Annotated in this window: 17 protein-coding genes and 4 pseudogenes; 11 read left to right on the forward strand and 10 right to left on the reverse strand. The window is 72.8% G+C overall.

Annotated features, from left to right (window positions below; all coding sequences use genetic code 11):
- Positions 1–101 precede the first annotated feature (101 nt).
- The 7 genes and pseudogenes from ACWDD7_RS09030 to ACWDD7_RS09060 form a co-directional block, all read right to left on the reverse strand.
- Positions 102–452: an ArsR/SmtB family transcription factor gene (locus ACWDD7_RS09030; RefSeq protein ID WP_351866241.1), complete on the reverse strand. Its 351-nt coding sequence runs from the start codon at positions 450–452 to the stop codon at positions 102–104.
- 66 nt (positions 453–518) lie between these two features.
- The gene (locus ACWDD7_RS09035; RefSeq protein ID WP_351866239.1) at positions 519–866 is read right to left on the reverse strand and encodes a zinc ribbon domain-containing protein YjdM; all 348 of its coding nucleotides are present in this window, start codon (positions 864–866) and stop codon (positions 519–521) included.
- 67 nt (positions 867–933) lie between these two features.
- Positions 934–1,338 (reverse strand): STAS domain-containing protein, encoded by a 405-nt coding sequence (locus tag ACWDD7_RS09040; RefSeq protein ID WP_392216498.1) that lies wholly within the window; start codon positions 1,336–1,338, stop codon positions 934–936.
- Positions 1,339–1,402: 64 nt separating this feature from the next.
- Positions 1,403–1,822, reverse strand: a complete 420-nt coding sequence (locus ACWDD7_RS09045; RefSeq protein WP_285557333.1) for an ATP-binding protein — start codon at positions 1,820–1,822, stop codon at positions 1,403–1,405.
- 46 nt (positions 1,823–1,868) lie between these two features.
- Complete coding sequence (locus tag ACWDD7_RS09050; protein WP_351866234.1) at positions 1,869–3,611, reverse strand: SulP family inorganic anion transporter; 1,743 nt, start codon at positions 3,609–3,611, stop codon at positions 1,869–1,871.
- On the reverse strand, positions 3,608–3,949 hold the full coding sequence (locus ACWDD7_RS09055) for an ArsR/SmtB family transcription factor (protein WP_285557331.1): 342 nt from the start codon (positions 3,947–3,949) through the stop codon (positions 3,608–3,610). Before ACWDD7_RS09055 ends, ACWDD7_RS09050 begins: the two co-directional genes overlap by 4 nt.
- Before the next feature lie 134 nt (positions 3,950–4,083).
- Positions 4,084–4,434: pseudogene (locus tag ACWDD7_RS09060) on the reverse strand (LLM class flavin-dependent oxidoreductase); the annotation flags it as partial.
- Positions 4,435–4,713: 279 nt separating this feature from the next.
- Between ACWDD7_RS09060 and ACWDD7_RS09065 the strand changes: the two are divergent.
- The 3 genes from ACWDD7_RS09065 to htpG all read left to right on the forward strand — a co-directional run bounded on the left by ACWDD7_RS09065 (position 4,714) and on the right by htpG (position 7,623).
- Positions 4,714–5,163 carry a FluC/FEX family fluoride channel gene (locus tag ACWDD7_RS09065; protein ID WP_450456911.1) on the forward strand — a complete coding sequence of 150 codons (450 nt, stop codon included), beginning with the start codon at positions 4,714–4,716 and terminating at the stop codon, positions 5,161–5,163.
- A gap of 103 nt (positions 5,164–5,266) precedes the next feature.
- Positions 5,267–5,641 (forward strand): fluoride efflux transporter CrcB, encoded by a 375-nt coding sequence (crcB, locus tag ACWDD7_RS09070; protein ID WP_351875536.1) that lies wholly within the window; start codon positions 5,267–5,269, stop codon positions 5,639–5,641.
- 80 nt (positions 5,642–5,721) lie between these two features.
- Positions 5,722–7,623, forward strand: a complete 1,902-nt coding sequence (htpG, locus tag ACWDD7_RS09075; RefSeq protein WP_450456891.1) for a molecular chaperone HtpG — start codon at positions 5,722–5,724, stop codon at positions 7,621–7,623.
- Positions 7,624–7,681: 58 nt separating this feature from the next.
- Here the strand turns inward: htpG and ACWDD7_RS09080 are convergent.
- A pseudogene (locus ACWDD7_RS09080) lies at positions 7,682–8,137 on the reverse strand (nucleotide triphosphate diphosphatase NUDT15); the annotation flags it as partial.
- 149 nt (positions 8,138–8,286) lie between these two features.
- Positions 8,287–8,742 carry a DUF6027 family protein gene (locus ACWDD7_RS09085; protein ID WP_351875539.1) on the reverse strand — a complete coding sequence of 152 codons (456 nt, stop codon included), beginning with the start codon at positions 8,740–8,742 and terminating at the stop codon, positions 8,287–8,289.
- Between the two features lie 297 nt (positions 8,743–9,039).
- On the opposite strand from ACWDD7_RS09085, the pseudogene ACWDD7_RS09090 reads away from it, so the two are divergent.
- Positions 9,040–9,886 (forward strand): annotated as a pseudogene (locus tag ACWDD7_RS09090) (SDR family oxidoreductase).
- Here the strand turns inward: ACWDD7_RS09090 and ACWDD7_RS09095 are convergent.
- Positions 9,866–11,101, reverse strand: coding sequence for an FAD-dependent monooxygenase (locus ACWDD7_RS09095; RefSeq protein WP_450456892.1), 1,236 nt, complete (start codon positions 11,099–11,101; stop codon positions 9,866–9,868). The pseudogene ACWDD7_RS09090 and the gene ACWDD7_RS09095 sit on opposite strands and share 21 nt — an antisense overlap.
- Positions 11,102–11,277: 176 nt before the next feature.
- On the opposite strand from ACWDD7_RS09095, the gene ACWDD7_RS09100 reads away from it, so the two are divergent.
- The 7 genes and pseudogenes from ACWDD7_RS09100 to ACWDD7_RS09130 all read left to right on the forward strand — a co-directional run bounded on the left by ACWDD7_RS09100 (position 11,278) and on the right by ACWDD7_RS09130 (position 22,684).
- Complete coding sequence (locus ACWDD7_RS09100) at positions 11,278–12,243, forward strand: TetR/AcrR family transcriptional regulator C-terminal domain-containing protein (protein WP_450456893.1); 966 nt, start codon at positions 11,278–11,280, stop codon at positions 12,241–12,243.
- Positions 12,244–12,344: 101 nt separating this feature from the next.
- Positions 12,345–12,857, forward strand: coding sequence for a hypothetical protein (locus tag ACWDD7_RS09105; RefSeq protein ID WP_450456894.1), 513 nt, complete (start codon positions 12,345–12,347; stop codon positions 12,855–12,857).
- A 144-nt stretch (positions 12,858–13,001) separates the two neighbouring features.
- Positions 13,002–14,312, forward strand: a complete 1,311-nt coding sequence (locus ACWDD7_RS09110; protein WP_450456895.1) for a DUF1254 domain-containing protein — start codon at positions 13,002–13,004, stop codon at positions 14,310–14,312.
- A 67-nt stretch (positions 14,313–14,379) separates the two neighbouring features.
- A pseudogene (locus ACWDD7_RS09115) lies at positions 14,380–14,873 on the forward strand (transposase); the annotation flags it as partial.
- Positions 14,874–15,031: 158 nt separating this feature from the next.
- The gene (locus tag ACWDD7_RS09120; RefSeq protein WP_351875513.1) at positions 15,032–15,166 is read left to right on the forward strand and encodes a hypothetical protein; all 135 of its coding nucleotides are present in this window, start codon (positions 15,032–15,034) and stop codon (positions 15,164–15,166) included.
- Between the two features lie 204 nt (positions 15,167–15,370).
- The gene (locus ACWDD7_RS09125) at positions 15,371–16,117 is read left to right on the forward strand and encodes a hypothetical protein (protein WP_450456896.1); all 747 of its coding nucleotides are present in this window, start codon (positions 15,371–15,373) and stop codon (positions 16,115–16,117) included.
- Between the two features lie 273 nt (positions 16,118–16,390).
- Complete coding sequence (locus tag ACWDD7_RS09130; protein WP_450456897.1) at positions 16,391–22,684, forward strand: amino acid adenylation domain-containing protein; 6,294 nt, start codon at positions 16,391–16,393, stop codon at positions 22,682–22,684.
- The last annotated feature ends 21 nt before the right edge of the window (positions 22,685–22,705 follow it).

Here is a 22,705-nt window from a genome sequence, read left to right on the forward strand (position 1 = left end):
TGGCCGGAGTTACGCGGTTTTCCGAGTGCTTTGCCTGGTTTCGGTAGCTTTTGCCGCCGGATGGGGGTTCCGTCGAGAGAAGCAGACCGGGAACAGGCCGTCTACGCCCGCGGACCGGCCCCCGGCCGGCCCGCGCGCAGATCGGCGAGCAGCTCCGCCTGGTCCGCGAGGACACCGGACAGGATCGTCCGTGCCACCCGCAGCAGTTCGGCCACGTGGGGGCTGGTCAGGGAGTAGTGGACGGTCGAGCCCTCCTTGCGGGTCCTGACCAGGTTGGCGCGGCGCAGCACGGCCAACTGCTGGGAGAGGTGGGCGGGTTCGATGCCCACCTCGGGCAGCATCTCCGCGACCGCGTGCTCCCGTTCGCCGAGCAGCTCCAGGACCCGGATGCGCGCCGGATGCCCGAGCGTCTTGAAGAACTCGGCCTTCAGCCGATACAGCGGCGTACTCACCGCATCCACCCCTTTGTACCGGTCAGGCACACGCGCCCCGTCCTCCCGCACGCGTGAGGCGGCCGTTCAGGCCTTCTTGACCACGCTGGACTTCAGCTGCATGGCCCCGAAGCCGTCGATCTTGCAGTCGATGTCATGGCCGTCCACGCCGTCCACGAGCCGGATGTTGCGGACCTTGGTGCCCGCCTTGATGCCGGAGGGGCTGCCCTTCACCTTGAGCGCCTTGACCACGGTCACGGTGTCGCCGTCGGCGAGCACGTTGCCGACCGCGTCCCGGACGACCCGGCCCTCCTCGGCGGCCGCGCCCGAGGACGCCGACCACTCGTGGCCGCACTCGGGGCAGACGAGCAGCGCGCCCATCTCGTAGGTGAACGTGCCCGAGCAGGCGGGGCAGGCGGGGAGGTTGTCGCTCATGGAACTCTTTCTGGAGGGTGGGTCGAAAGGGATCGTACGCAGGCCGGTTCCGGCGCGGGTACGCGGGTCAGGAGGCGGGGTCCGGCCAGCCGTCGGTGCGCCACTCCTGGCGTTCGTCGTCCGGCGTGGACGAGCCCCGGCCGTGGGCGGCGAGCGCGGCGGCCAGGTCGCAGTGGACCGGGATGTCCGGGCAGTCGCCGACCGGGACCAGGGAGCCGTCGGCGGGTATGGCGGCCAGCTCCAGGCCGCGCCCGGAGGCGGCGAGCATGCGGGCGGCCTCGGTGATGGCCACCTGGCCCTCCGCGGACCAGTTGCGCAGCTCGGTCAGGTCGAGGACGACCGGCCCGGTGCCGCGCGCGACGACCCAGCCGATGGCGCCGTTGAAGCGGCGTACGGCGTCCGGGCCGAGGTAGCCGGCGACGGAGAGGATGCCGAGATCCTGCTCGATGGTGTAGCGCCAGTCGATGGTCATGCGGCGGCAACTTCCTTGTGCGGGGGAGGAGGGGGAGGCGTGGTCCGGCGGTTCCGCGCGGTTCCTACAGGGGCAGGGTGATCCAGATGCTCTTGCCCTCGCCGTCGGCGTCCGCGCGGACCACCGCGGTGCCGCCGAGGCCGAGGACCAGCTCCATCACGGTGGCGAGGCCCCCCGGTCCGGTGGGCGCGGTGCGCAGGTGGGGCTGGTAGGGGTGGCGGTCGTGCACGGCGAAGGCGAAGCAGTCGTGGGCGGCCGCGTAGATCACGGTGACCTCGGGGGAGACCTCGGCCGCGTGCCGGACGCTGTTGGTGACCAGCTCGCTGAGGATCAGCAGCGCCGGGTCCACGACGTGGTGGCGCAGCCCGATGCCCCATTCCACGAAGGTCTGTTCGGCGGTCTCCCGGGCGACGCGCACCGCCTTCGGGACGGTGGGCAGGGTGAGCACATGGCGGTGGGGGAGGGTCTGCAGGGCCTGGGACATCATCGCTCCGTCGGGCCGGGGCGGTGCCCCGTCGTGGCCGTCTCGTTCATCGGACGACTTCCTCGGTGGGTGTCGAGGGCGTCGAGGCGGTCCGCTGGGCCGGGAACGCGGGCACGACGCCCTCAAGATGGCCACGGGCCGCCTGGATCGCCTCGGGGGTGGTGGCGTAGTCCTGGCCGTCGGGCCGCAGCAGCTCCAGCGCGCCGACCGAGTCGAGGACGCGCCGCTGTCCGGGCCGTATGCCGGAGGCAAGGACGACGATGCCGCGCCGGCGCAGCTTCTCCACCGCGTCCTTGAGCACCAGGGCGCCGGTGGCGTCGATGGTCGACACCCGCGACATGCGCAGGATCACCACGCGGACGTCGGCGACCTCGGTCAGCTCCAGCAGGAAGCGGTGGGCGCCGGCGAAGAACAGCGGACCGTCGAGCCGGTAGGCCACGATGTGCTCGGCGAGCAGCGCGTGCTCCTCCGCGCTGTGGTCGCCCCGGTCCAGCGGCACCCGGTCCAGGCGCGCCTGCCGGGCCACGGCACGCAGCGCGAGGGCGCCGGCCACGGCCAGGCCGATGATCACGGCGTAGACGAGGTCCAGGGCGAGGGTGCCGACCGCGGTGAGGACGAGTATCACGGCGTCCGACCGGGTGGCCCGGGCCATGGCCTTCAGCGAGCCGACCTCGACCATGCGGACCGCGGTGGCCAGCAGTACGCCCGCGAGCGCGGCCAGCGGGATCTTCGCGACCAGGGGAGCGGCGGCGAAGACGATCACCGCGAGGACCACGGCGTGGGTGAACGCGGCGGTCCGGGAACCGGCTCCGGTGCGCACGTTGACCGCCGTGCGCGCGATCGCGCCGGTGGCCGGGACGCCGCCGAAGAGCGGGGCGGCGATGTTGGCCAGGCCCTGCCCGAACAGCTCGCGGTCCGGGTCGTGCCGCTGCCCGACGGTCATGCCGTCGGCGACCGACGCCGACAGCAGGGACTCCAGGGCGGCCAGCGCGGCCACGGCCACGGCGGGCGCCACCAGGGAGCCGAGCGAGCCGACGTGGAGGAAGGAGAGGGAGGGCGCGGGCAGACCGGACGGCAGCTCACCGATCGGCTTGGCCGCGGTGAGATGGGCGAGCTGGGCGACGACGGTCGCGGCGATCACGGCGAGGATGGAGAAGGGGACCGTGGGCCGCAACCGGGCGCCGAGCAGCATCACGGCGGCCACGGCGAGCGCGAGCCCGACGGCGGTCCAGTTCGGCGCCTTCGCGAACTCCTCGAACGCCCGCCAGGTCACCACCAGCACCCTGTCGCCCTTGGGCGCGGGCACGCCGAGCGCGTTCGGCACCTGCTGGAGCCCGATCACACAGGCGATGCCGAGGGTGAAGCCCTCCACCACCGGCGCGGGCACGTACTGCATGTACTTTCCGGCGCGCAGCGCGGCCAGCACGATCAGCAGGACACCCGCCATCAGGCCGACGGTGAGCACACCGGTGGGCCCGTACCGGCCGACGATCGGCACGAGGACGACGGTCATCGCGCCGGTCGGCCCCGACACCTGGAGGTTCGAGCCGCCGAACACCGCCGCGACCGCACCGGCGATCACCGCGGTGGCCAGGCCCGCCTCGGCGCCGAGCCCGGAGGAGACGCCGAAGCCGAGGGCGAGGGGGAGCGCGACGATGGCGACGGTGAGGCCGGCGAGCAGGTCCCGGCGCGGGTCGCGCCGTACCGCGGCGAGGTCGGAGCGGCCGGGCAGCAAGGAGGTGATCCGGGTGCGTACGGTCCGTACGCCCCGGGAGAGAGCGGTGCTCATCGGGCGGAGACCTCGGCTTCCCGCAGTTCGGTGAGCAGTTCGTGCTGCCCGGTGAGCATCTCGGTGAGGATCCGGCGCGCGGCCCGCATCAGGTCGGCCACGTCACCGCCGGCCAGCTGGTAGACGACCGTCGAGCCCTCGCGGGTGGAGGTGACGATCCCCGAGCGGCGCAGTACAGCCAGCTGCTGGGAGAGGCTGGACGGCTCCACCTCGATGGCGGCGAGCAGGTCCCGGACCGGCGTCGGCCCGTCCTGCAACAGTTCGAGCACCCGTATCCGTACGGGGTGACCGAGCATCCGGAAGAACTCGGCCTTCGCCTGGTACAGCGGAACCGACACAATCCCTCTTCTTCTCTCGTTGCGAATACAACGAACAAAGCATCTAACCAATTGCAAACTTTTGCAATTCTGATATCTGATTTGTCACACTTTGCCCCTGTATGTCTGGCGTGTCGGTGAGGTGACGGACCCCGTCAGAGCGTCGGCGGTCCCGCCTCCACGCGCCGCAGCACCGGCTCCAGCCGGTCCAGACCGGGCCCGCCCTGGAGCTGCCGCTCGTCCCACCAGGTGGCACCGGCGTCGCGCAGCGGGCCGATCACGTCCCTGGCCCTCGCGGGGTCCGCCGGGGTGGCGCCGCCGAGGACGAAATCGAAGGGGCGTCCACGGTCGGTCGTACGGTGCGCGCGGACATGGTCGATCAGTTCGCGCACCTGGGCCACCTCCGGGACCTGCCCGTGACGGGCGGTCTCGAAGAGCGGCACGGCACCGTCCCAGCGCGCCGCGCGACGCATGGGCGCGCGGCGCGGCCAGAACCCGCCGATCCACGCCGTGACGGGGAGGACTGCCCGGTGGGAGGGCCGGGGCCCCCGCGCCGTCGGGCGGTCGTCCCGGAGTGCGGTCCCGTCATCAGGCCGTACCCGATTCCCGCTATCCTGGGCACGCGGCGTGACCCCGGTCCCCGCACGGCGGTGGGTCCCGCCGTACCCAACCGCGGCAATGTCGCCGCCAATGGTCCCTCCTTACGACGAAGCGCGCCCCGGCATGCCCTGGGCGCTCTGCACGAGGAGGCCCATGTGGCGGAGCGGACCGCGCTGAACGAACCCATCGAACTCGGCATCGGGCGGCGCCTGCCCGCCCGCGGGCGTGCGCGTCGGCGCGCGCAGTGGCCGGTCCTCGCGGCCGTGGCCGCGGGCGGCGCCCTCGGGTCCTGCGCCCGCTACGCGGCCGCGCTGCTGTGGCCGACCGCGTCCGGCGCCTTCCCCTGGACCACGTTCTGGGTGAACGTCACCGGCTGCGCCGTCATCGGCGTCCTCATGGTCGTCACCACCGACGTCCGGGCCGGTCACCGCCTGGTCGGACCCTTCCTCGGCACCGGGTTCCTCGGCGGGTTCACCACCTTCTCCGCCTACACCGTGGACATCGAGCGCCTGACCGGCACCGGCCGGGCCACCACCGGCCTGCTGGACCTCGCCGCGACCACGCTCGGCGCCCTCGCGGCCGTGTGGACCACCGCGCACCTCACCCGGCGCGTCATCGGGTGGAGGGCGGCATGACGACACCGGCCGGTCCCGCCGCACAGCTCACGGTCCCGCGCCTCGCGGTCCCGGTGGGCGAGGACGACATGTGGCACCACAAGCATGACGTGAAGGAGAGTTCGTGAACTGGCTGCTGGTCATCGCCGGAGCCGCCGTCGGCGCCCCGCTGCGCTATCTGACCGACCGCACCGTGCAGTCGAGGCACGACACCGTCTTCCCCTGGGGCACCTTCACCGTCAACGTCGTCGGCAGCCTCGTCCTCGGCCTGGTCACCGGGGCGGTCCTCGCCGGCGGGATGTCCTCGGACCTCCAGCTGCTGATCGGCACCGGGCTGTGCGGGGCGCTGAGCACGTACTCCACGTTCTCCTACGAGACCCTGCGCCTCGCCGAGGACGGCGCGCGCTTCCTCGCCGCCGCCAACGTCGTCGCGAGCGTCGTCGCGGGCCTCGGCGCCGCTTTCCTGGGCGCGGCCCTCGCCCAGTCCTTCTGGGCCTGATGTGGCCCTCCGTCCTGACATGGTGTTTTACAGTGGCTGCCGCCAGTTCCCACGACAGGACCTGTGAGGTATCCGCGAACATGTCGACGCAGACGTTTGAGTTTCAGGTGGAGGCCCGTCAGCTGCTCCAGCTGATGATCCACTCCGTGTACTCGAACAAGGATGTCTTTCTGCGCGAGCTCGTCTCCAACGCGTCCGACGCGCTGGACAAGCTGCGCCTGGAGAAGCTGCGGGACGACGCGCTCGACGCCGATGTGTCCGACCTGCACATCGAGCTGGACGTCGACAACGAGGCCCGCACCCTCACCGTGCGGGACAACGGCATCGGTATGTCGTACGACGAGGTCGGGCAGCTCATCGGCACCATCGCCAACTCCGGCACCGCCGAATTCCTGCGCGAGCTGCGGGAGTCCAAGGACGCGGCCGGCGAGGAGGGGCTCATCGGCCAGTTCGGTGTCGGCTTCTACTCCGGCTTCATGGTGGCCGACGAGGTCACCCTGGTGACCCGGCGGGCCGGGGAAGGCCGGGGCACCCGCTGGACCTCGCGCGGCGAGGGGACGTACACCCTGACGGCGGTCGAGGACGCGCCGCAGGGCACCTCGGTCACCCTGCACCTCAAGCCCGCCGACCCGGAGAACCAGCTCCACGACTACACCTCACCCTGGAAGATCAGGGAGATCATCAAGCGGTACTCGGACTTCATCACCTGGCCGATCCGGATGACGTCCGAGGGCGCCGCCGACGAGGGCGACGCGGCGCCGGAGACCCTCAACTCCATGAAGGCGCTGTGGGCCCGGCCGCGCGACCAGGTGTCCGAGGACGAGTACCACGAGCTGTACAAGCACATCGGCCACGACTGGCGCGACCCGCTGGAGACCATCCGGCTCCAGGCGGAGGGCACCTTCGAGTACCAGGCGCTGCTCTTCCTGCCCGCGCACGCCCCGCACGACCTGTTCACCCGGGACTTCCGGCGGGGCGTACAGCTGTACGTCAAGCGGGTGTTCATCATGGACGACTGCGAGGCGCTGCTGCCGCCGTACCTGCGCTTCGTCAAGGGCGTCGTCGACGCGGCGGACCTCTCGCTCAACGTGTCCCGCGAGATCCTCCAGCAGGACCGCCACATCGAGATGATGCGCCGCCGGCTGACGAAGAAGGTCCTCTCCACGGTCAAGGACCTGATGGCCGAGGAGTCGGACCGCTACGCCACGTTCTGGCGGGAGTTCGGCACCGTCCTCAAGGAGGGCCTGGTCACCGACGCGGAGAACCGCGAAACCCTCCTCGCCGTCGCCTCGTTCGCGAGCACGCACGACGACACCGAGCCGACCACGCTCCAGGGTTACGTGGAGCGGATGAAGGACGGCCAGGAGGACATCTACTACCTGACCGGAGAATCCCGCCAGGCCATCGAGAACTCCCCGCACATGGAGGCGTTCCGCGACCGGGGCATCGAGGTGCTGCTGCTCACCGACGCCGTGGACGAGGTGTGGGTCGACGCGGTGGGCGAGTTCGACGGCAAGAAGCTGAAGTCCGTCGCCAAGGGCGAGTTCGACCTCGACGCGAAGGGCGAGGACGGAGCCGCCGACGAGGAGCGGGAGAAGCGGAACGAGGCGTACGCCGGCCTGCTGGAGTGGATGGGCAAGCAGCTGGAGGAGGACATCAAGGAGGTACGGCTGTCCTCCCGGCTCACCGTCTCGCCGGCCTGCGTCGTCTCCGACGCGCACGACCTCACCCCGGCGCTGGAGGACATGTACCGCGCCATGGGCCAGGAGGTCCCCCGGGCCAAGCGCATCCTCGAACTCAATCCCGGCCACGCCCTGGTCAAGGGCCTCAACGCGGCCTACGCCGAGCACGGCGAAGGCACCGGACTCGCCGAGACCGCCGAGCTGTTGCACGGCCTCGCGGTCCTCGCGGAGGGCGGCCGGCCGAAGGACCCGGCGCGCTTCGTGAAGCTGATGGCGGAGCGGTTGGAGCGGGCGCTGTAGCGGGACGCACGGGCGAGGGCGACGCCGGGCGCGAACGGCGTCGCCCTCCTCCCGGACCCTAGGCGTACGGGGTGAAGTACGCCGGTGTGTGCGCGATGGGCAGTTCGGGCCGCCACGCGGTGAGGATCTGCGCGCTGCACACGAACAGACCGTCGGGCAGCCGGTCCAGGGGGTACCAGGCCCAGTCGCCGACGCGCTCGTCCGGCTGGGTGGCCGGGCTGCCCTGCCAGGTGGTGACGAGGGCGCCGACGGTGACCCGTACGACGTCCTCGACGTGGTCGACCAGCGTGCCCAGCAGCCTGACGTCCGCGGTCCGTACGATCAGTCCGGTCTCCTCGGCGAGCTCCCGTACGACGGTCTCCTCCAGGGACTCCCCGGGCTCCACGGTACCGCCCGGCAGTTCGAGGGTGCCGCGCCGGTGGCGGCCGAGGAGGATGCCCCGCTCGCCGAGGACGATCGCGCCGACGCCGAGGGCGGCGTGGGGGACGGGGGGTTCGGGGGAGCGGTTGCGGCTGGTGAGGGTGGGGACGTCCGGCGCGGGCATGAGGGCTCCTGGGATGTGGAGGGCGTGGCTCGTCTGCTTGGCGACGGGGCCGCGCAGGGGGGCTTCGGTGGTTCGACGGCCGGTTGCCGCTCCACCCGGCGGACTGGGCGGGGCCGGGCTCACTCGGGTGCGCCCTCCGGGTCGTCCGGGGCGTCGTCGTGCTCGGGGCCGTCGTACTGCGCCGGATAGACGGACGGTTCGTCCAGCGGCAGCTTGAGCCAGGCGATCATCTCCCGCAGCTGGTGGTACGCCCGCAGCCGCTCGCTGTCGCTGTCCAGTTGTTCGGCCTCGGCGATCGGCTCCCACAGCCGGTGCACCATCACGGGGCCCACCTCCAGCAACCCGCCACTGCCACCGGTCGCCCACCGGGCCAGCACATAGCGGGCGAGGGCGCCCACGGGGATGTCCAGGTTCTCCGACATGCCCCGCAGGGTGACGAGCGGGTCGAGCTTGCCGTAAAGGGCGACATCCGACTTGAAGTTGGCGTGCGGATCGTCGTCCGGCCAGGTGGCGTCCCAACGGTCGAGCCGGATGGCCGGCTCGTCCTGTCCCGGTCGGGACTCCTCGTGCGGCATGGCGGTCACCGGTCTCTCCCCTCGGCCTCCGGACACGTGCCTGCCATCATGCCCTGCGCCCACGGGCGGCCTCGGCGCGGCCGCCCGGACCTGACGGGCCGCCGGAGCGCCGCGACCGCTGTGCTCGACCTGGTCCGAGCGACGCCGCGGCGTCCGGCGTGTCGTGGCAGCCGGCGCCGACCTGTCACACGCCCCCGCCGCCGACGCGCCCCCCGCCGCGCCAGGCGGGCACACAAGTGGTCCGGGCCGGGCGACCAACGGTCGGCCGGGGCACGTTCACGCCTATCGTGTCACCCCATGACTCTTCTCATCATCGGCGGCAGCGGCTTCCTCGGCGGGGAGTTGGTCCGACGGGCGACGGCGGCCGGGCATGCCGTCGTGGCGACCTTCGTGACCCGTCCCGGAGCACCCGTGGATGCCGAATGGCTGCCGATGGACGTCCGGCGTCCGGGGGAAGTCGCCTCGGCCGTCGACCGGTTGCGTCCGACCGTGGTGATCAACACGGCCTCGCGGGCGTCCGACTGGGCGACGACGGCCGAGGGGGCCGTCCGGGTGGCCGTGGCCGCCGAACGCGGAGGGGCGCGGCTGGTCCATGTGTCGAGCGACGCGGTGTTCTCCGGCGCCCGGGTCCACTACGACGAGTCCGCGCGCCCGGACCCGGTCACCCCCTACGGCGCCGCGAAGGCCGCCGCCGAGACCGCGATCGGCGTGCTGGTGCCCGGGGCTGTCGTCGCGCGTACGTCGCTGGTCATCGGCGACGGCGCGTCGGCGCACGAGTCGCTCGTGCACGAGATGGCCGCAGGCCGCCGTGACGGAGTGCTGTTCACCGACGACATCCGCTGCCCCGTCCATGTCGCGGACCTCGCGTCCGCCCTTCTGGAGCTCGCCTTCTCGGACCGCGCCGGGATCTGCCACGTGGCAGGGGCCGACGCCGTCAGCCGGTACGAACTCGGCGTCCTCGTCGCCCGCCGGGACGGGCTGGACCCCGCCGCGCTGCCCGCGGGGAGGCGGGCGGACCTCAGCATTCCCGGGGCGCTGGACGTCCGGCTGGACAGTGCTCGTAACCCGACGGGTCCTTCGCACCAGGTTGCGCGGGGCCCGTGAGTTCCTCGCGTCGCCGGGCTCAGGAGCCGAACCCCGGTAGCCGACCGTGGAGACGGGCGGCCGTTCCGTACGCGGGCAGAGCGATGTCCCCGGCCTTGGCGAACTGGGACGCGAGCAGGTCGCGCATCGGCCAGCGGGTCATCCGCCGCATGGAGAGGTCCCGCAGGCGGATGCCGAGGCGGCCCGAGGGGGCGTATCCCGAGGCGCCGCCCGGCGGGAGTCGCTGGGCCTGGTTCACGTACGGGCGCATGACCTCGTCGTAGCGGCGGAAGGCGACGCGGTGGTCGCCTCCGGCGGTGGCGAGTTCGCCGGCCAGGACGTAGGCGCCGACCAGGGCGAGACTGGTCCCCAGGCCGGTCAGCGGGGTCGCGCAGTACCCGGCGTCGCCCAGCAGCGCGACCCGGCCGCGCGACCAGCGGTCGAGGCGGACCTGGCCCATGGAGTCGAGGAAGAAGTCCGGGGCGGTGCGCATCGCCCGCAGCAGACGTGGGGTCTCCCAGCCGACGCGGGCGAAACGCCGGGCCAGCAAGTCCTGTTGGGCGGTGATGTCACGGCGGTCGTAGGCGAGGGGAGGAGACCGGAAGCTGAGGCCCGCCTTGATCTCGCCGGGCAGGCGGCCGGGCCGGGCGGACGCGACCAGGCCGCCGGGCGCGTTGTGCATCAGGTACCAGCCGTCGAGGTCCAGGTCGTCGGCGGCGGTGAACCAGGCCGTGTAGAGGTCGAGCGGACGGACGAACTCCCGCTCCGGGCCGAACGCCAGCGTACGCACCACGGAGTGCGGCCCGTCCGCGCCGACGACCAGCCCGAACCGGCGCGGCGCGGCCTTCTCGAAGGTGACGGTGACCCCGTCCGCGCCCTGCTCCATCGCGGTGATGGTGTCGTCGAACAGGTACTCCGTGCCCGGCAGGCTCGCCTCGTACAGCAGTCGGGCGAGGTCGCCGCGGAGGATCTCGTTCTCGGAGACGATCCCCTCGCCGCCGAAGCTGTCGGCGGGCAGCCGGGCGGTGATCCGGCCGCAGGCGTCGACGAGCGCGAGACCGCGCTGGTCCACGCTCTCCGCCCTGGCCCGGCCCATCAGGCCCATCCGTTCGATCACGGTCCGGCCGGCGCCGCGCAGATCCACGGTCTGCCCGCCCGGCCGGGGCGCAGGCGCGCGCTCCACGATCGTGACGGCGAAGCCTCCCTCGCGTAGCCAGTACGCCAGTGCGGGCCCGGCGATGCCGGCGCCGCAGATGAGTATCTCGTTGTGGGGCATAACGCGAATGTACGGCGTACGCAGCCGGTGTGCAAGCGTGAACTCCAGGTGTTGAACGGGTAGTTGCTGTGCGCCGCACTAGTGCATGTGGCGAGGATGGGTGCCCGTGCGCGCGGATTCCCCGGCGTCGGGGCTACGATGGCGCCCGTTCAGGTGCACTAGTGCGGAGGGTGTCGGTGGACGGGAAAGCGGTGCCGCGCTACAGCCGGATCGTCGGCGAACTGCGGCGGCGGATCGAGACGGGCGAACTGGCGCCGGGCGACCGCGTGCCCTCCACCCGCGAGATCACCCGGCAGTGGGGCGTCGCGATGGCGACGGCGACCAAGGTGCTCACCGAACTGCGCCGCGAGGGTATGGTCCGCGCCGTACCCGGCGTCGGAACGGTCGTGGCGGCGGCCCCGGCCGGCCCGGCGCGCGGCCCCCGTCCCGCTGCCGCCGGACGCCAGGGCGGACGGGCCGAGGCTCCCTCCGCGCCGTCGGCCCCATCGGCCCTCACGCTCGGCCGGATCGTCACCGCCGCGGTCGCGGTCGCCGACGCGGAGGGGCTGGCCGCGGTCTCGATGCGCCGGGTGGCCGCCGAACTCGGCGTGGCGACCATGTCGTTGTACCGGCACGTGACCGACAAGGACGACCTGCTGACGCGGATGATGGACATGGTCATCGCCGAGCACCCGCTGCCCGCCGAGGCGCCGGAGGACTGGCGCGTGGCGATCGAGCTGGCGTGCCGGCGGCTGTGGGACCGGTTCCGCCGCCACCCGTGGCTCGCGCCGGCCCTGTCCGTGACCCGTCCCCAGATGGTGATCTCGGCGCTGCCGTACAGCGAGTGGATGCTCTCGGTCCTGCACTCCCGCGGAGTCGACCTGCACACCGCCTTCACGGCGCACCTGATGCTGCTCAACTACGCCCGCGGCATCGCCGTGAACCTGGAGTCCGAACGGGAGGCCGAGGCGTACAGCGGCCTCGACAGCGAGCAGTGGATGGACACCCAGGAGCCCGAGTTCCTGGAGATCCTGGCCACCGGTCGCTTCCCCGCCCTCACCCGCCTCGCCACGGCCGGGTACGACCTCGACCTCGACGCGCTCTTCGAGTTCGGCCTCCAGCGCCTCCTGGACGGACTCGCCGCCCTTCTCGACCGCGGCTGAACACCGCCGGGGCGCGCGCTGTATCCTCCACGGCACCGTGGGGCGGGGGCGCGCGCCGGGGGTTCGGGTGATCAATACAGGGCGGGGGACGGAGCAACGGCATGGGCTACAAGAGCGAAGCCGAGATCAAGCGGGCGCTCGGGATCGAATCCTGGAGGAACCTCTCCAAGGACAAGATGATCAGGTTCGCGGCCATGATGCCCGACATGGGCACCGAGGTGGCCCTGAAGATCATCGACCAGTTCCCCTCGTTCAAGGAGTTCGCCACGGAGGTGGTGAACGCGCTGGAGAAGTCGTTTGATTCCGCGGTCTCGGCCAACAAGCAGAGCCAGGAGCATGTCCATCAGGCCCTGTGGCACATCAGGGAGATCCTCCAGAGCCAACTCGACAAGGAGTGCCAGGGTTGGGAAGAGCGAAAGTACATCCTTGATCTGATCATGGAAACGGGAAGGCTGGAGTCCCTGAAGGACAGCGAGAACAAGAAGTTCCTGAACATGGGGCTCAAGACGCTCGGGGCTGTCGCCGTCGGCGCCCTCGGCCTCAGCGTGGCTTTCATCGGTGGCAAGGTGATGGCCGAAAGCAAGGACGGCCCCGAAGGCTCCCTGGGCGCGTGACCGGCTGTTCCAGAATGACTTCGCGGGCACCTCGACCGTGCGGCGCGGCCGGCTCGCGAGGCGCTCTGGCGCTGCGGATCACGGAGCGGCAGACTGTTCCTGACTGATCGTCAACGATTCGTCACACGACGGAGGCGATGAAGCATGAGCACGCTGTCGGCTGATCCGCGGACCCTGGCCCGCGAGGCGTACACCTACCTCTACCCGCTGGTCATGATGGATGTCACCCGTCGGCAGGCCACGTCGCCCCCCGCGGCGGAGCAGCCGGGCTACGGTCCACCGAACGAGTTCCACCACATGCGCGAGTTCCCTTCGGCGGAGTTCCGTGCCGTGGTGCGGCCGAACTTCGACACGCTGTATTCCAACGCCTGGCTGGACCTGACCGGCGGCCCGGTGGAGCTGCGTGTGAGCGACACCGCCGACCGCTATTTCATGCTCCCGCTGATGGACATGTGGACCGACGTGTTCGCCACCATCGGCGCGCGCACCACCGGGACCGGCGACCAGGACTATCTCATCGTCGGACCCGACTACGACGGCACTCCCCGGGACGGTGTGACGGTGCTGCGGGCACCGACTCCCCACGTGTGGATCATCGGCCGGACGCAGACCAACGGCCCGGCCGACTACGAGGCCGTCTGGGAGGTCCAGGACGGCTACACCTTGACCGCCGTTCCTCCGCGCGGGTACGACGACCTCGACAGCGACATCGATGTCACGGCCGACGCGCTCGCCCTGGTGAACAAGCTCAGCGCGGTCGACTTCTTCAGCTGGGCCGCCGAGGCGCTGGCGGTCAATCCGCCACACGTCGCGGACTTCTCCGTCCTGGCCCGGATCGCGAACCTCGGTATCGTGCCGGGCCAGAAGTTCGATCCCGGCAGGTTCACCGAGGCCGACCTCGCCGAGATCGACGCCGGCGCGCAGGAGGCACTCGCGGAGATCCTCGGCTCGATGGCGAGCTTCGGCGTCGCGGCCAACGGCTGGCGGACCTCCCTCGACACCATGGGCGTGTACGGCAACAGCTACTTCAAGCGCGCCGGGGTCGCCGCGGGCGGCCTCGGCGCCAATCCCCCCGAGGACGCCGTCTACCCCGTCCTGGCCGCCGACGCCGACGGCGAACCCGTCAACGGCGACAACGACTACCTCCTCAGGTTCGAGGCCGCCGCGATGCCCCCGGCCGGCGCCTTCTGGTCGGTGACCATGTACGACGCCGAGGGCTACCAGGTCGCGAACGAGATCGACCGCTTCGCCCTGGGCGACCGCGACGACCTGGTCCACGACCAGCAGGACGGCTCGCTCACCCTCTACATCTCGCAGCGCAACCCCGGCCCGGACCGCGAGGCCAACTGGCTGCCCGCCCCGTCCGGCCCGCTGGGCATCACCATGCGCCTCTACGCACCCGAGCCCGAGGTGCTCGACGGCACCTGGAACCCGCCGGCGGTCACCAGGGCATAGCAGATCGTTCCACGAGGAGTCGTCCCCCAGGTCTTGTACCGGTGATCTGCTCCAGCAGGCTCCCTGAGTGCGCCCTGATCCTGTTCCGGACGACTTGTGGGCGCGGGTGGCTCCGCTGTTGCCGCCCGCGCCCGAGCGCCGCCGCCGGCACCCCGGCCGGCTCCGGGTGTCCGACCGGGCGGCGTTCGCCGGCATCCTGTTGGTACCGCGGACCGGTGTCGCCTGGCGCGATGTCCCTGCCGAGACCGTGGGCTGCTCGGGAGTCACGGCCCGGCGCCGGCCGCGGGACCGGACCGAGGCACGCGTCCGGCCGCGCCCGCACTCCGCCCTGCTGACCGAACTGCGCCGCGCGGACTCGCTGGACCTGGACCGCTGATCGCCCGACGAGGCGTCGCCCATGACTCAGGGCTGGGGAAGGCGCGTTGGGTTGGAGAGCGCGCGTTCGCCCGGCTGCGCCAGTTCACACGTCTCCGCGTCCGCCACGAGCCGCGCGCCGATCTCCCTCAGGGCCTGCTCGCACTCGCCCGCAGCATCATCTGCCTCCGACGACTGCGGACGGCATTCCGAAACGGCCGGTGCAGGCACGCCGCGGCATCATCCCTTGCCCGAAGTGGTGATCACTCACAAGCAGGGGCTAGCCTTGCGTCGCCTCAGCTCCGAGAGGGGGGCGCCTCGTTGCGCATGGCGACGGGACGCGGCCCCGGAGATGAGGTGGAGTGATGGAAAGAACGCGTCCTTCCCAGGAGGCCAAGGGGAAGATCCGCGAGGTTGCTGGTCGGCTCACCGTCGCGCTCGGGGCCCGTGCCCTGTGGGCGTTGATCGAGAAGCTGTTCAGCCACCACTTCGAGGGGTGACACCCGTGCGCCCTGAGAAACGACGCCGGCGCGTCCCCCGTTGTGCTCGGCGTCGTCGTACCGAAGCCATCGCTCCGATCTGACCGGGCCGGTCCCCCTTTCTGCCCCGGCCGCACCGCGGTCCTCGGCCCGCGAGGCCGCGGTCGTGCGCGCCTCGGCTGATCGGCGAAAGCGCGCTTGCGGCAGTCTGCTTGGATACCGGAGATGACGACCAGTTCTCCCGATCCCCGAGCGTACGACGCCGCATCCGAACGCCTGAGGGCCCTGCTGGAACGTGCCGCCACGGGTGCGGACAGCCGGGCCTGGAGCGAGCTGTGGACGGAGCTGTACCACAACGGCACGCTGGACGTCGCCCATCCGCTGGTGCTGCGCACGCTGGCCGGCATGGCGCGGTCCGACGAGGCCGACGTGGCGGCTTCGGCCCTCCACCTGGCCGGCGCCCTGCTCGTCCAGGCCGACCGGCGGCACGAGACGCGCGATCTGCGGCACCGGTACGCGCCGGAGGTCGCGTGCCTCCTGGGGGCCGCGAACCGGTGGAGGAAGGTCACCGCCGAGCGGAGCGACTACTGCTGCCTGCTGGAGGCGGTCCTCGACCTGGAGGGCGACATCCACTGGGCGGAGGACCTGACGGGTGGTCTCGTCGGCGAGGAGTACGAGTTCGAGTGCCCCGCTCCCGGCGGGTGCGCGTCGCTGTGGGTGGTGCTCGGAGAGCGGGGCTTCTTCAGCGCGGCGGAGGACTACGCCCTTTCCGACGACGTCGAGACCTTCCCTCTCCATCCGGCCGATCCCCGCGCCCTCGAAGGTCTCGGCCGGCGCCTTTACGAACTCGCCCTGGCCGACGGCCAGGAGGACGTCGCGCTTGCCCTCACCTATGCCTTCGGTGAGGCGACCTGCCCGGAGTGCGAGCAGCGCTTCTCCGTCGTCGGGCAGGTCATCGCCAGGGCCGGCTGAGAACCGCGGGCCGGACCGGGGGCGGTGAGCCCGGTCGTCCCGGACTCCCTCCCGACGCCGGCGCTGGACCGGCAGGCCGCGGCCGAAGGCCCCCGTCCGGCGACTTCGCCGAGCGGGCGCAGGCCGCTGCCGCGAAGCCCCGGATGGGCAACCTGAGGGCCGCCCCCAGCCCCGGAACCGCAGCCGAGTCTGCTCGCAGCGCTGCTTCTTCTTCCCTGGGGAGCGGCGGCGCGCGGCGGCAGGCTGCTGGGAAAAGACGGCTGGGAGGCGACAGTGACAACAGGTCCGGCCCCGGAGGGGGCGCCGAACGACGTGGACACCCGCACGGCATCCTTCGCGCAGCGTCGGCTGTGGTTCATGGACCAGTTGGCGGGGTCGTCCAGCGGATCGATGCTGCCGTTGGTGCTGCGGCTGCGGGGGCGCCTGGACGCCGACCGGCTGGAGCGGTCGCTGGGCGGGATCGTCGCGCGGCACGAGGTGCTGCGGACGCGGTTCACCGCCGTCGACGGGGAGCCGGTGCCGGTCGTGGACGCCCCCGCCGGGTTCACGCTGCGGCGGATCACGGTGGACGGGCCGGCCGACCTGTACGACCGCTGCCTGGGCCGCCCCGTCGACCTCGCCGCCGAGCACCCGGTCCGCGCCACGCTCGCCCGGGTCGCCGAGGACGAGCACCTGCTGCTGGTCGAGGTCCACCACATCGCCGTGGACGGGTGGTCGTGGGGCGTGCTGCTGGAGGAACTGGCCGCCGGGTACCGGGAGGAGGACGTCGAACCGCTCGCCGCGCAGTACGCCGAACTCGCCCGCGCGCAGGCCGGACGACTCTCCGGCGAGCGCCTCGAACGGCTGCTCGGGTACTGGCGGGACCGGCTGACCGGGCTGACCCCGCTGGACCTGCCCGCCGACCGGCCGCGGCCCCGGGTCTGGGACGGCTCCGGTGACGCCGTCCGCTTCGACCTGCCCGCCGAACTGGTCACCGCCGTGGACGGGCTGGCCAGGTCCCGGCGCGCCACCCGGTACATGGTGCTGCTCGCCGCCTACCAGGCGCTGCTCGGGCACTGGTCGGGACGCACCGACGTCGCCGTGTGCAGCACCCTCGCGGACCGCGCCCAGCGCGGTGCCGCCGCGTTGATCGGTCCGCTGGTGAACACCGTCGTGCTGCGCACGGACCTGTCCGGGCGGCCCGGCTTCGACGCGCTGCTCGCCCGGGTGCGGGACCGCGTACCGGCCGACCTCTCGCACGCCGAGGCACCCTTCGACCTGGTGGTCGGCGCGCTCGGCGGTTCCCGCGACCTGTCCCGGCATCCGCTCGCGCAGGCGTCGTTCACCCTGCTCAACACCCCGATCCGGCCCGTGCGGATGACGGACCTGGAGGTGACGCTGATCGAACAGCCGCTGACCGAGACGCCGTTGGACGTCTTCCTCGACCTGACGCTGCGCACCGACGGCAGCATCGCCGCCGTACTGCAGTACGCCACCGCCCTGTTCGACGCCGGCACGATGCGCGCGTTCGCGCAGGCGTACGTCGCGCTGCTGCGGGCCGTCGTCGCCGAACCCGGCACCCCCGTGCACGAGTTGGCCCATGCGCTGCCCACCGGGCCCGGGGCGCCCGCCCGGCCCCGGCCGGAGTGGCACCACGCCCCGGACCGGCCCGCGGCACCCGCGGACCCGATCGCGTTCTCCGGGCGCCCCGGGGCGATCGCGCTGCGCTGCGGCGACGACAGCGCCACGTACGCGGAACTCGACGCCATGTCCGGCGGGCTCGCGGCCGCGCTGCGCGCCGCCGGAGTGACCGCGGGCAGCCCGGTGGGTGTCGTACTGCGCCGTGGTCCGTGGTCGGTCGCCGCCATCGAGGGGATCTGGCGGGCCGGTGGGGTGTACGTGCCGCTCGACCCCGAACTTCCGGAGCGGCGGCTCGCGTTCATGGCGCAGGAGGCCGGGCTCGCCTGCGTCGTGGCCGAACCGGCGACCGCCGCGACCGCCGGTCCCCTCGCGCCCGTCGCCGTCGACGTCGAGGCCGTCGCCCCGGACGCGGACGGGCCCCGCCACCGGCCCGACCCCCGCCAACTCGCCCACGTCATCTTCACGTCCGGATCCACCGGACACCCCAAGGCGGTCGGCGTCGAGCACGCCGCACTCGCCTCGCACGTGGCCGCCGCCCGGCGGCGCCTCGGCATCACCGCCGACGACCGGGTGCTGGCCTTCGCCTCCTTCTCCTTCGACGCGTCCCTGGACCAGGTGCTGCCCGCCCTCACCTCCGGTGCCACCGTCGTGATGCGGCCCGAGGAGCCCTGGCTGCCGACCCAGGTGCCGGAGATCGTCCAGCGGCACGAGCTGACCGTGGTCAACGTGCCGCCCACCTACTGGTCCGAGCTGGCCCTCTCCCTCGACCGCCGGCTCGCCGCCGCCCTCGCCCCGCTGCGGCTGCTGGTACTCGGCGGCGAGGCGGTCCCGGCCGACACCCTGGCCGTGTGGCGGGCCGCCGTGCCGTGGGTGCGGGTCTGCAACGCCTACGGGCCCACCGAGACTACCGTCACCGCCACCACCCACGACGCCGGCGAACCGTCCGGCGACAGCGTGCCCATCGGCCGGCCGCTCGGCGACCGCAGCGTGTACGTGGTGGACGCCGACGACGAGCAGGTGCCGGTCGGCGTCCCGGGTGAACTCCTCATCGGCGGCACCGAGCTGGCCCGGGGCTACCTCAACCGGCCCGCACTGACCGCCGAGCGCTTCGTGCCCGACCCGTACGGGCCGCCCGGCGGCCGCCTGTACCGGACCGGCGACCTCGTGCGCTGGACGGCGGCCGGGGAACTGGACTTCGTCGGGCGCCGTGACGACCAGGTCAAGATCCGCGGCTTCCGTGTCGAACTCGGTGAGGTGGAGGCCGCGTTGCGGGCCTGCCCGCTGGTCGCGGCGGCCGCCGTCCGGCCCGACCGGGCCACCGGACGCACCCTGACCGGCTACGTCGTACCCGCCCCGGACGCGCCCTCGGCGCCCGACCGGGCGGAGCTGCGGTCCTGGTGCGCCGGCTGCCTGCCGCACTACGCCGTCCCCTCCGACTTCGTCGTCCTCGACGCCCTCCCGGTCGGTGTCTCCGGCAAGCTCGACCGGGGCGCCCTGCCCGATCCGGACCGGAGCCGCCCGGCCGACGACGCCGCCTTCGCCGGACCCCGCGACGAGACCGAGCGGATCGTCGCCGAGGTCTGGGCCGACGTCCTGGGCCTGGAGCGGATCGGCATCGACGACAGCTTCTTCGACCTGGGCGGGCACTCCCTGCTCGCCACCATGGCGGTCTCCCGCATCGCCGGGCGGCTCGGCCGGGACATCGAGTTGCGCACCGTCTTCGAGAACCCGACCGTGCGTGGCTTCGCCCCGCGCGTGGCCGGCGCCCGCGCCTCCGGCACGGCCGAGGTGGTGCCCGTCGACCGCACCAGGCCGCTGCCGCTGTCCTTCGCGCAGGAGCGGCTGTGGTTCCTGGACCGTACATCCGACCGGGGCGACTCCTATCTGCTGTGGTACTGCTGGCGGGTGCGCGGCGGACTCGAACGCGCCTGCTGGCAGCAGGCGTTGGACGACCTGGTGGCGCGGCACGAGGTGCTGCGCACGGCGCTGGTCGAGTCCGACGGCCGTCCCGTGCAGCAGGTGTGCGACCCGGTGGGCGTGCCGTTGCGGTGGGAGGCGGCACCCGGGGGGCCGGACGAGGAGGCCCGCCTGGACGCCGTACGACGGCAGGCCGAGGCCCTCGCCACGCGCCGCTTCGACCTCGCCCGGCCGCCGCTGCTGCGCGCCGGAGTGTGGGAGCTGGCCGAGGACGACCACGTGGTCCTGCTCGCCCTGCACCACGCCGTCACCGACGGCTGGTCCAAGGGCGTCCTGCTGGACGAACTCGCCCACCACTACGCGGCCCGGCGGGCGGGCCGGCCGGCCCAGCTCCCGCCGCTGGACGTCCAGTACGGCGACTTCGCCGTCTGGCAGCGCGAGCGCGCCGACAGCGGCGCGCTGGAGCCGCAACTGGACTACTGGGAGAACGTGCTGGCGGCGACGCCCGCGCTGGAGCTGCCCACCGACCGGCCCCGGCCGGCCGCGTTCACCGGTCGGGGCGGCGCCGTCGAGGTCGACCTGCCCGCCCGGCTCGTGCACCGCGTGGACGCCTTCGCCCGTGAGCACGGCGCGACCCGGTTCATGGTGCTGCTGGCCGCCGCGCAGGCCGTGCTGGCCCGCTGGTCCGGGCAGACCGACGTCCCGGTGGGCACACCCGTCGCCGGCCGCGACCGCCTCGAACTGGAGCCACTGGTCGGGTTCTTCGTGAACACCGTGGTGCTGCGCACGGATCTGTCCGGGCGGCCCACCTTCGCCGGGCTGGTGGAGCGGGTACGGGACGTCGTGCTGGGCGCCTTCGACCACCAGGAGGTGCCGTTCGAACGGGTCGTGGAGCGGCTGCGCCCCGAACGCGACCTCTCCCGCAACCCGTTGTTCCAGGTCATGGTGGACGTCCAGGACGCGTCCACGGGCGGGTCGGGACTCCCGGGGCTCGACACCGTCGACTTCCGCCTTCCCTGGGGGTCGGCCAAGTTCGATCTGACGGCCACGTTCGTGGTGCGTCCCAGCGGGTTCGCGCTCAACGTCGAGTACGCCGCCGACCTCTTCGACCCGGCCACCGCCACCCGGTTCGCCCGCCACGTCGGCCGGGTGCTGGAGGCGTTCCTCGCCGACCCCGCCACCCGCGTCGACGCGGCACCGCTGCTGTCCGCGGGGGAGCGCGACCTCCTGGTGGCGACGGCCGGGCGGGAGGTGCCGGCCGCGCCGGGGTTCCGGGTGGCGGGCCGCTTCGACGCCCCCGCCGTCGTGTGCGGGGGGACGAGCCTCGACTATGCCCGGCTGGACGCCCTGACGGGCGGGCTGGCAGCCGCCCTCCACGACGCGTCGGTGGCCCCCGGTGCCCCCGTCGGGGTGTGCGTCGGCCGGGGCGCCTGGTCCGTGGCCGCGATGCTCGCCGTCTGGCGGGCGGGCGGCGTCTACGTCCCGCTCGACGCCCTGCTGCCCGAGGAACGGCTCCGGTACATGCTCCAGGAGGCCGGGGTACGGCACGTCGTGGCCGACGCGGGCACCCGCGAGAAGGTCACCGCGCTCGGGGCACGGGCGGTCGCCGTCGAGGACGTACGCCCCCTGCCCGACGGGCCCCGGTACACACCCGACCCCGGCGATCTCGCGTACGTCATCTTCACCTCGGGGTCCACCGGCCGCCCCAAGGCCGTCGGTGTCGAACACCACGCCCTGGACGCCCATGTGGCCGCCGCCCGCGAGCGGTTCGGGCTCACCGCCGACGACCGGGTGCTCACCTTCGCGTCCACGGCGTTCGACGCCTCCCTGGAGCAGATCCTGCCCGCGCTGAGCACCGGCGCCACGGTGATCGTGCGCCCGGACGAGATCTGGGGTCCGGAGGAGCTGGCCGCCCGGGTCGCGGCCGAGCGGGTCACCGTCATGGAACTCACCCCCTCCTACTGGGCGGAACTGGTGTCCCGGCTGGACCGGCTCGCTCCCCGACTCGCCTCGCTGCGGCTGCTGGTGACCGGGGGAGAGGCCCTGCCCGCCGACCCGCTGGAGCGGTGGTTCGCGCACCTGCCCCGGGTGCCCGTGCTCAACACCTACGGGCCCACGGAGTCGGTGATCTCCGCGACCGCGCACACCGTCGACGGCGCCCGGACCGGACGGGTGCCCATCGGACGGCCCCTGGGCGGTCGTCGCACCTATGTGGTCGACGCCCTCGGTGAACTCGTCCCCGAAGGCGTGCCCGGCGAACTCCTCGTCGGCGGACGCGAGTTGGCGCGTGGGTATCTGGGGCGGCCGGGGCTCACCGCCGAGCGGTTCGAGCCCGACCCCTTCGGGGCGCTCGGCGGCCGGCTCTACCGCACCGGGGACGTCGTACGCCGACTGCCCTCGGGCGAGCTGGAGTTCCTCGGCCGCAACGACGACCAGGTGAAGATCCGCGGCTTCCGCGTCGAGCCCAAGGAGGCCGAGGCGGTGCTGCGCCGGCACCCCGGGGTGCGGGGCGCCGCGGTCGTCGTGCGCGCCCTGCGCGGTGAGGCCGCCCTGGTCGGATACGTCGTCGGCGACGGGCTGTCGGAGGAGTCCCTCATGACGCACTGCCGGGCCCGGCTGCCGCACTATCTGGTGCCGTCGGCGTTCGCCCTGCTCGACGCGCTGCCGCTGACGGTGCAGGGGAAGCTGGACGTCGCCGCCCTGCCCGAGCCCGCGGCCCCAGGGTCGGGGACCTTCGTGGCACCGCGCGGCCCGGCCGAGACGGTCGTCGCGCAGATCTGGTGCGAGGTGCTCGACCTGCCCCGGGTCGGCGTCCACGACGACTTCTTCGCCCTGGGCGGCCACTCCCTGCGCGCCGTCGCGGTCGCCTCCAGGCTGCGCACCGCGTTCGACTGCATGCTTCAGGTCAGGGACCTGTTCGAGCACCCCACGGTGGCCCGGCTCGCCGCCGAGGTGGAGCGCAGGCTGCTGGAACTGATCTCGCAGATGAGCGACGACGAGATCGACCTCTCCCTCACCGCCGACTTCTGAGGGCACCCCGCCCCGACCCCG

Source organism: Streptomyces sp. NPDC001056, assembly GCF_053598955.1.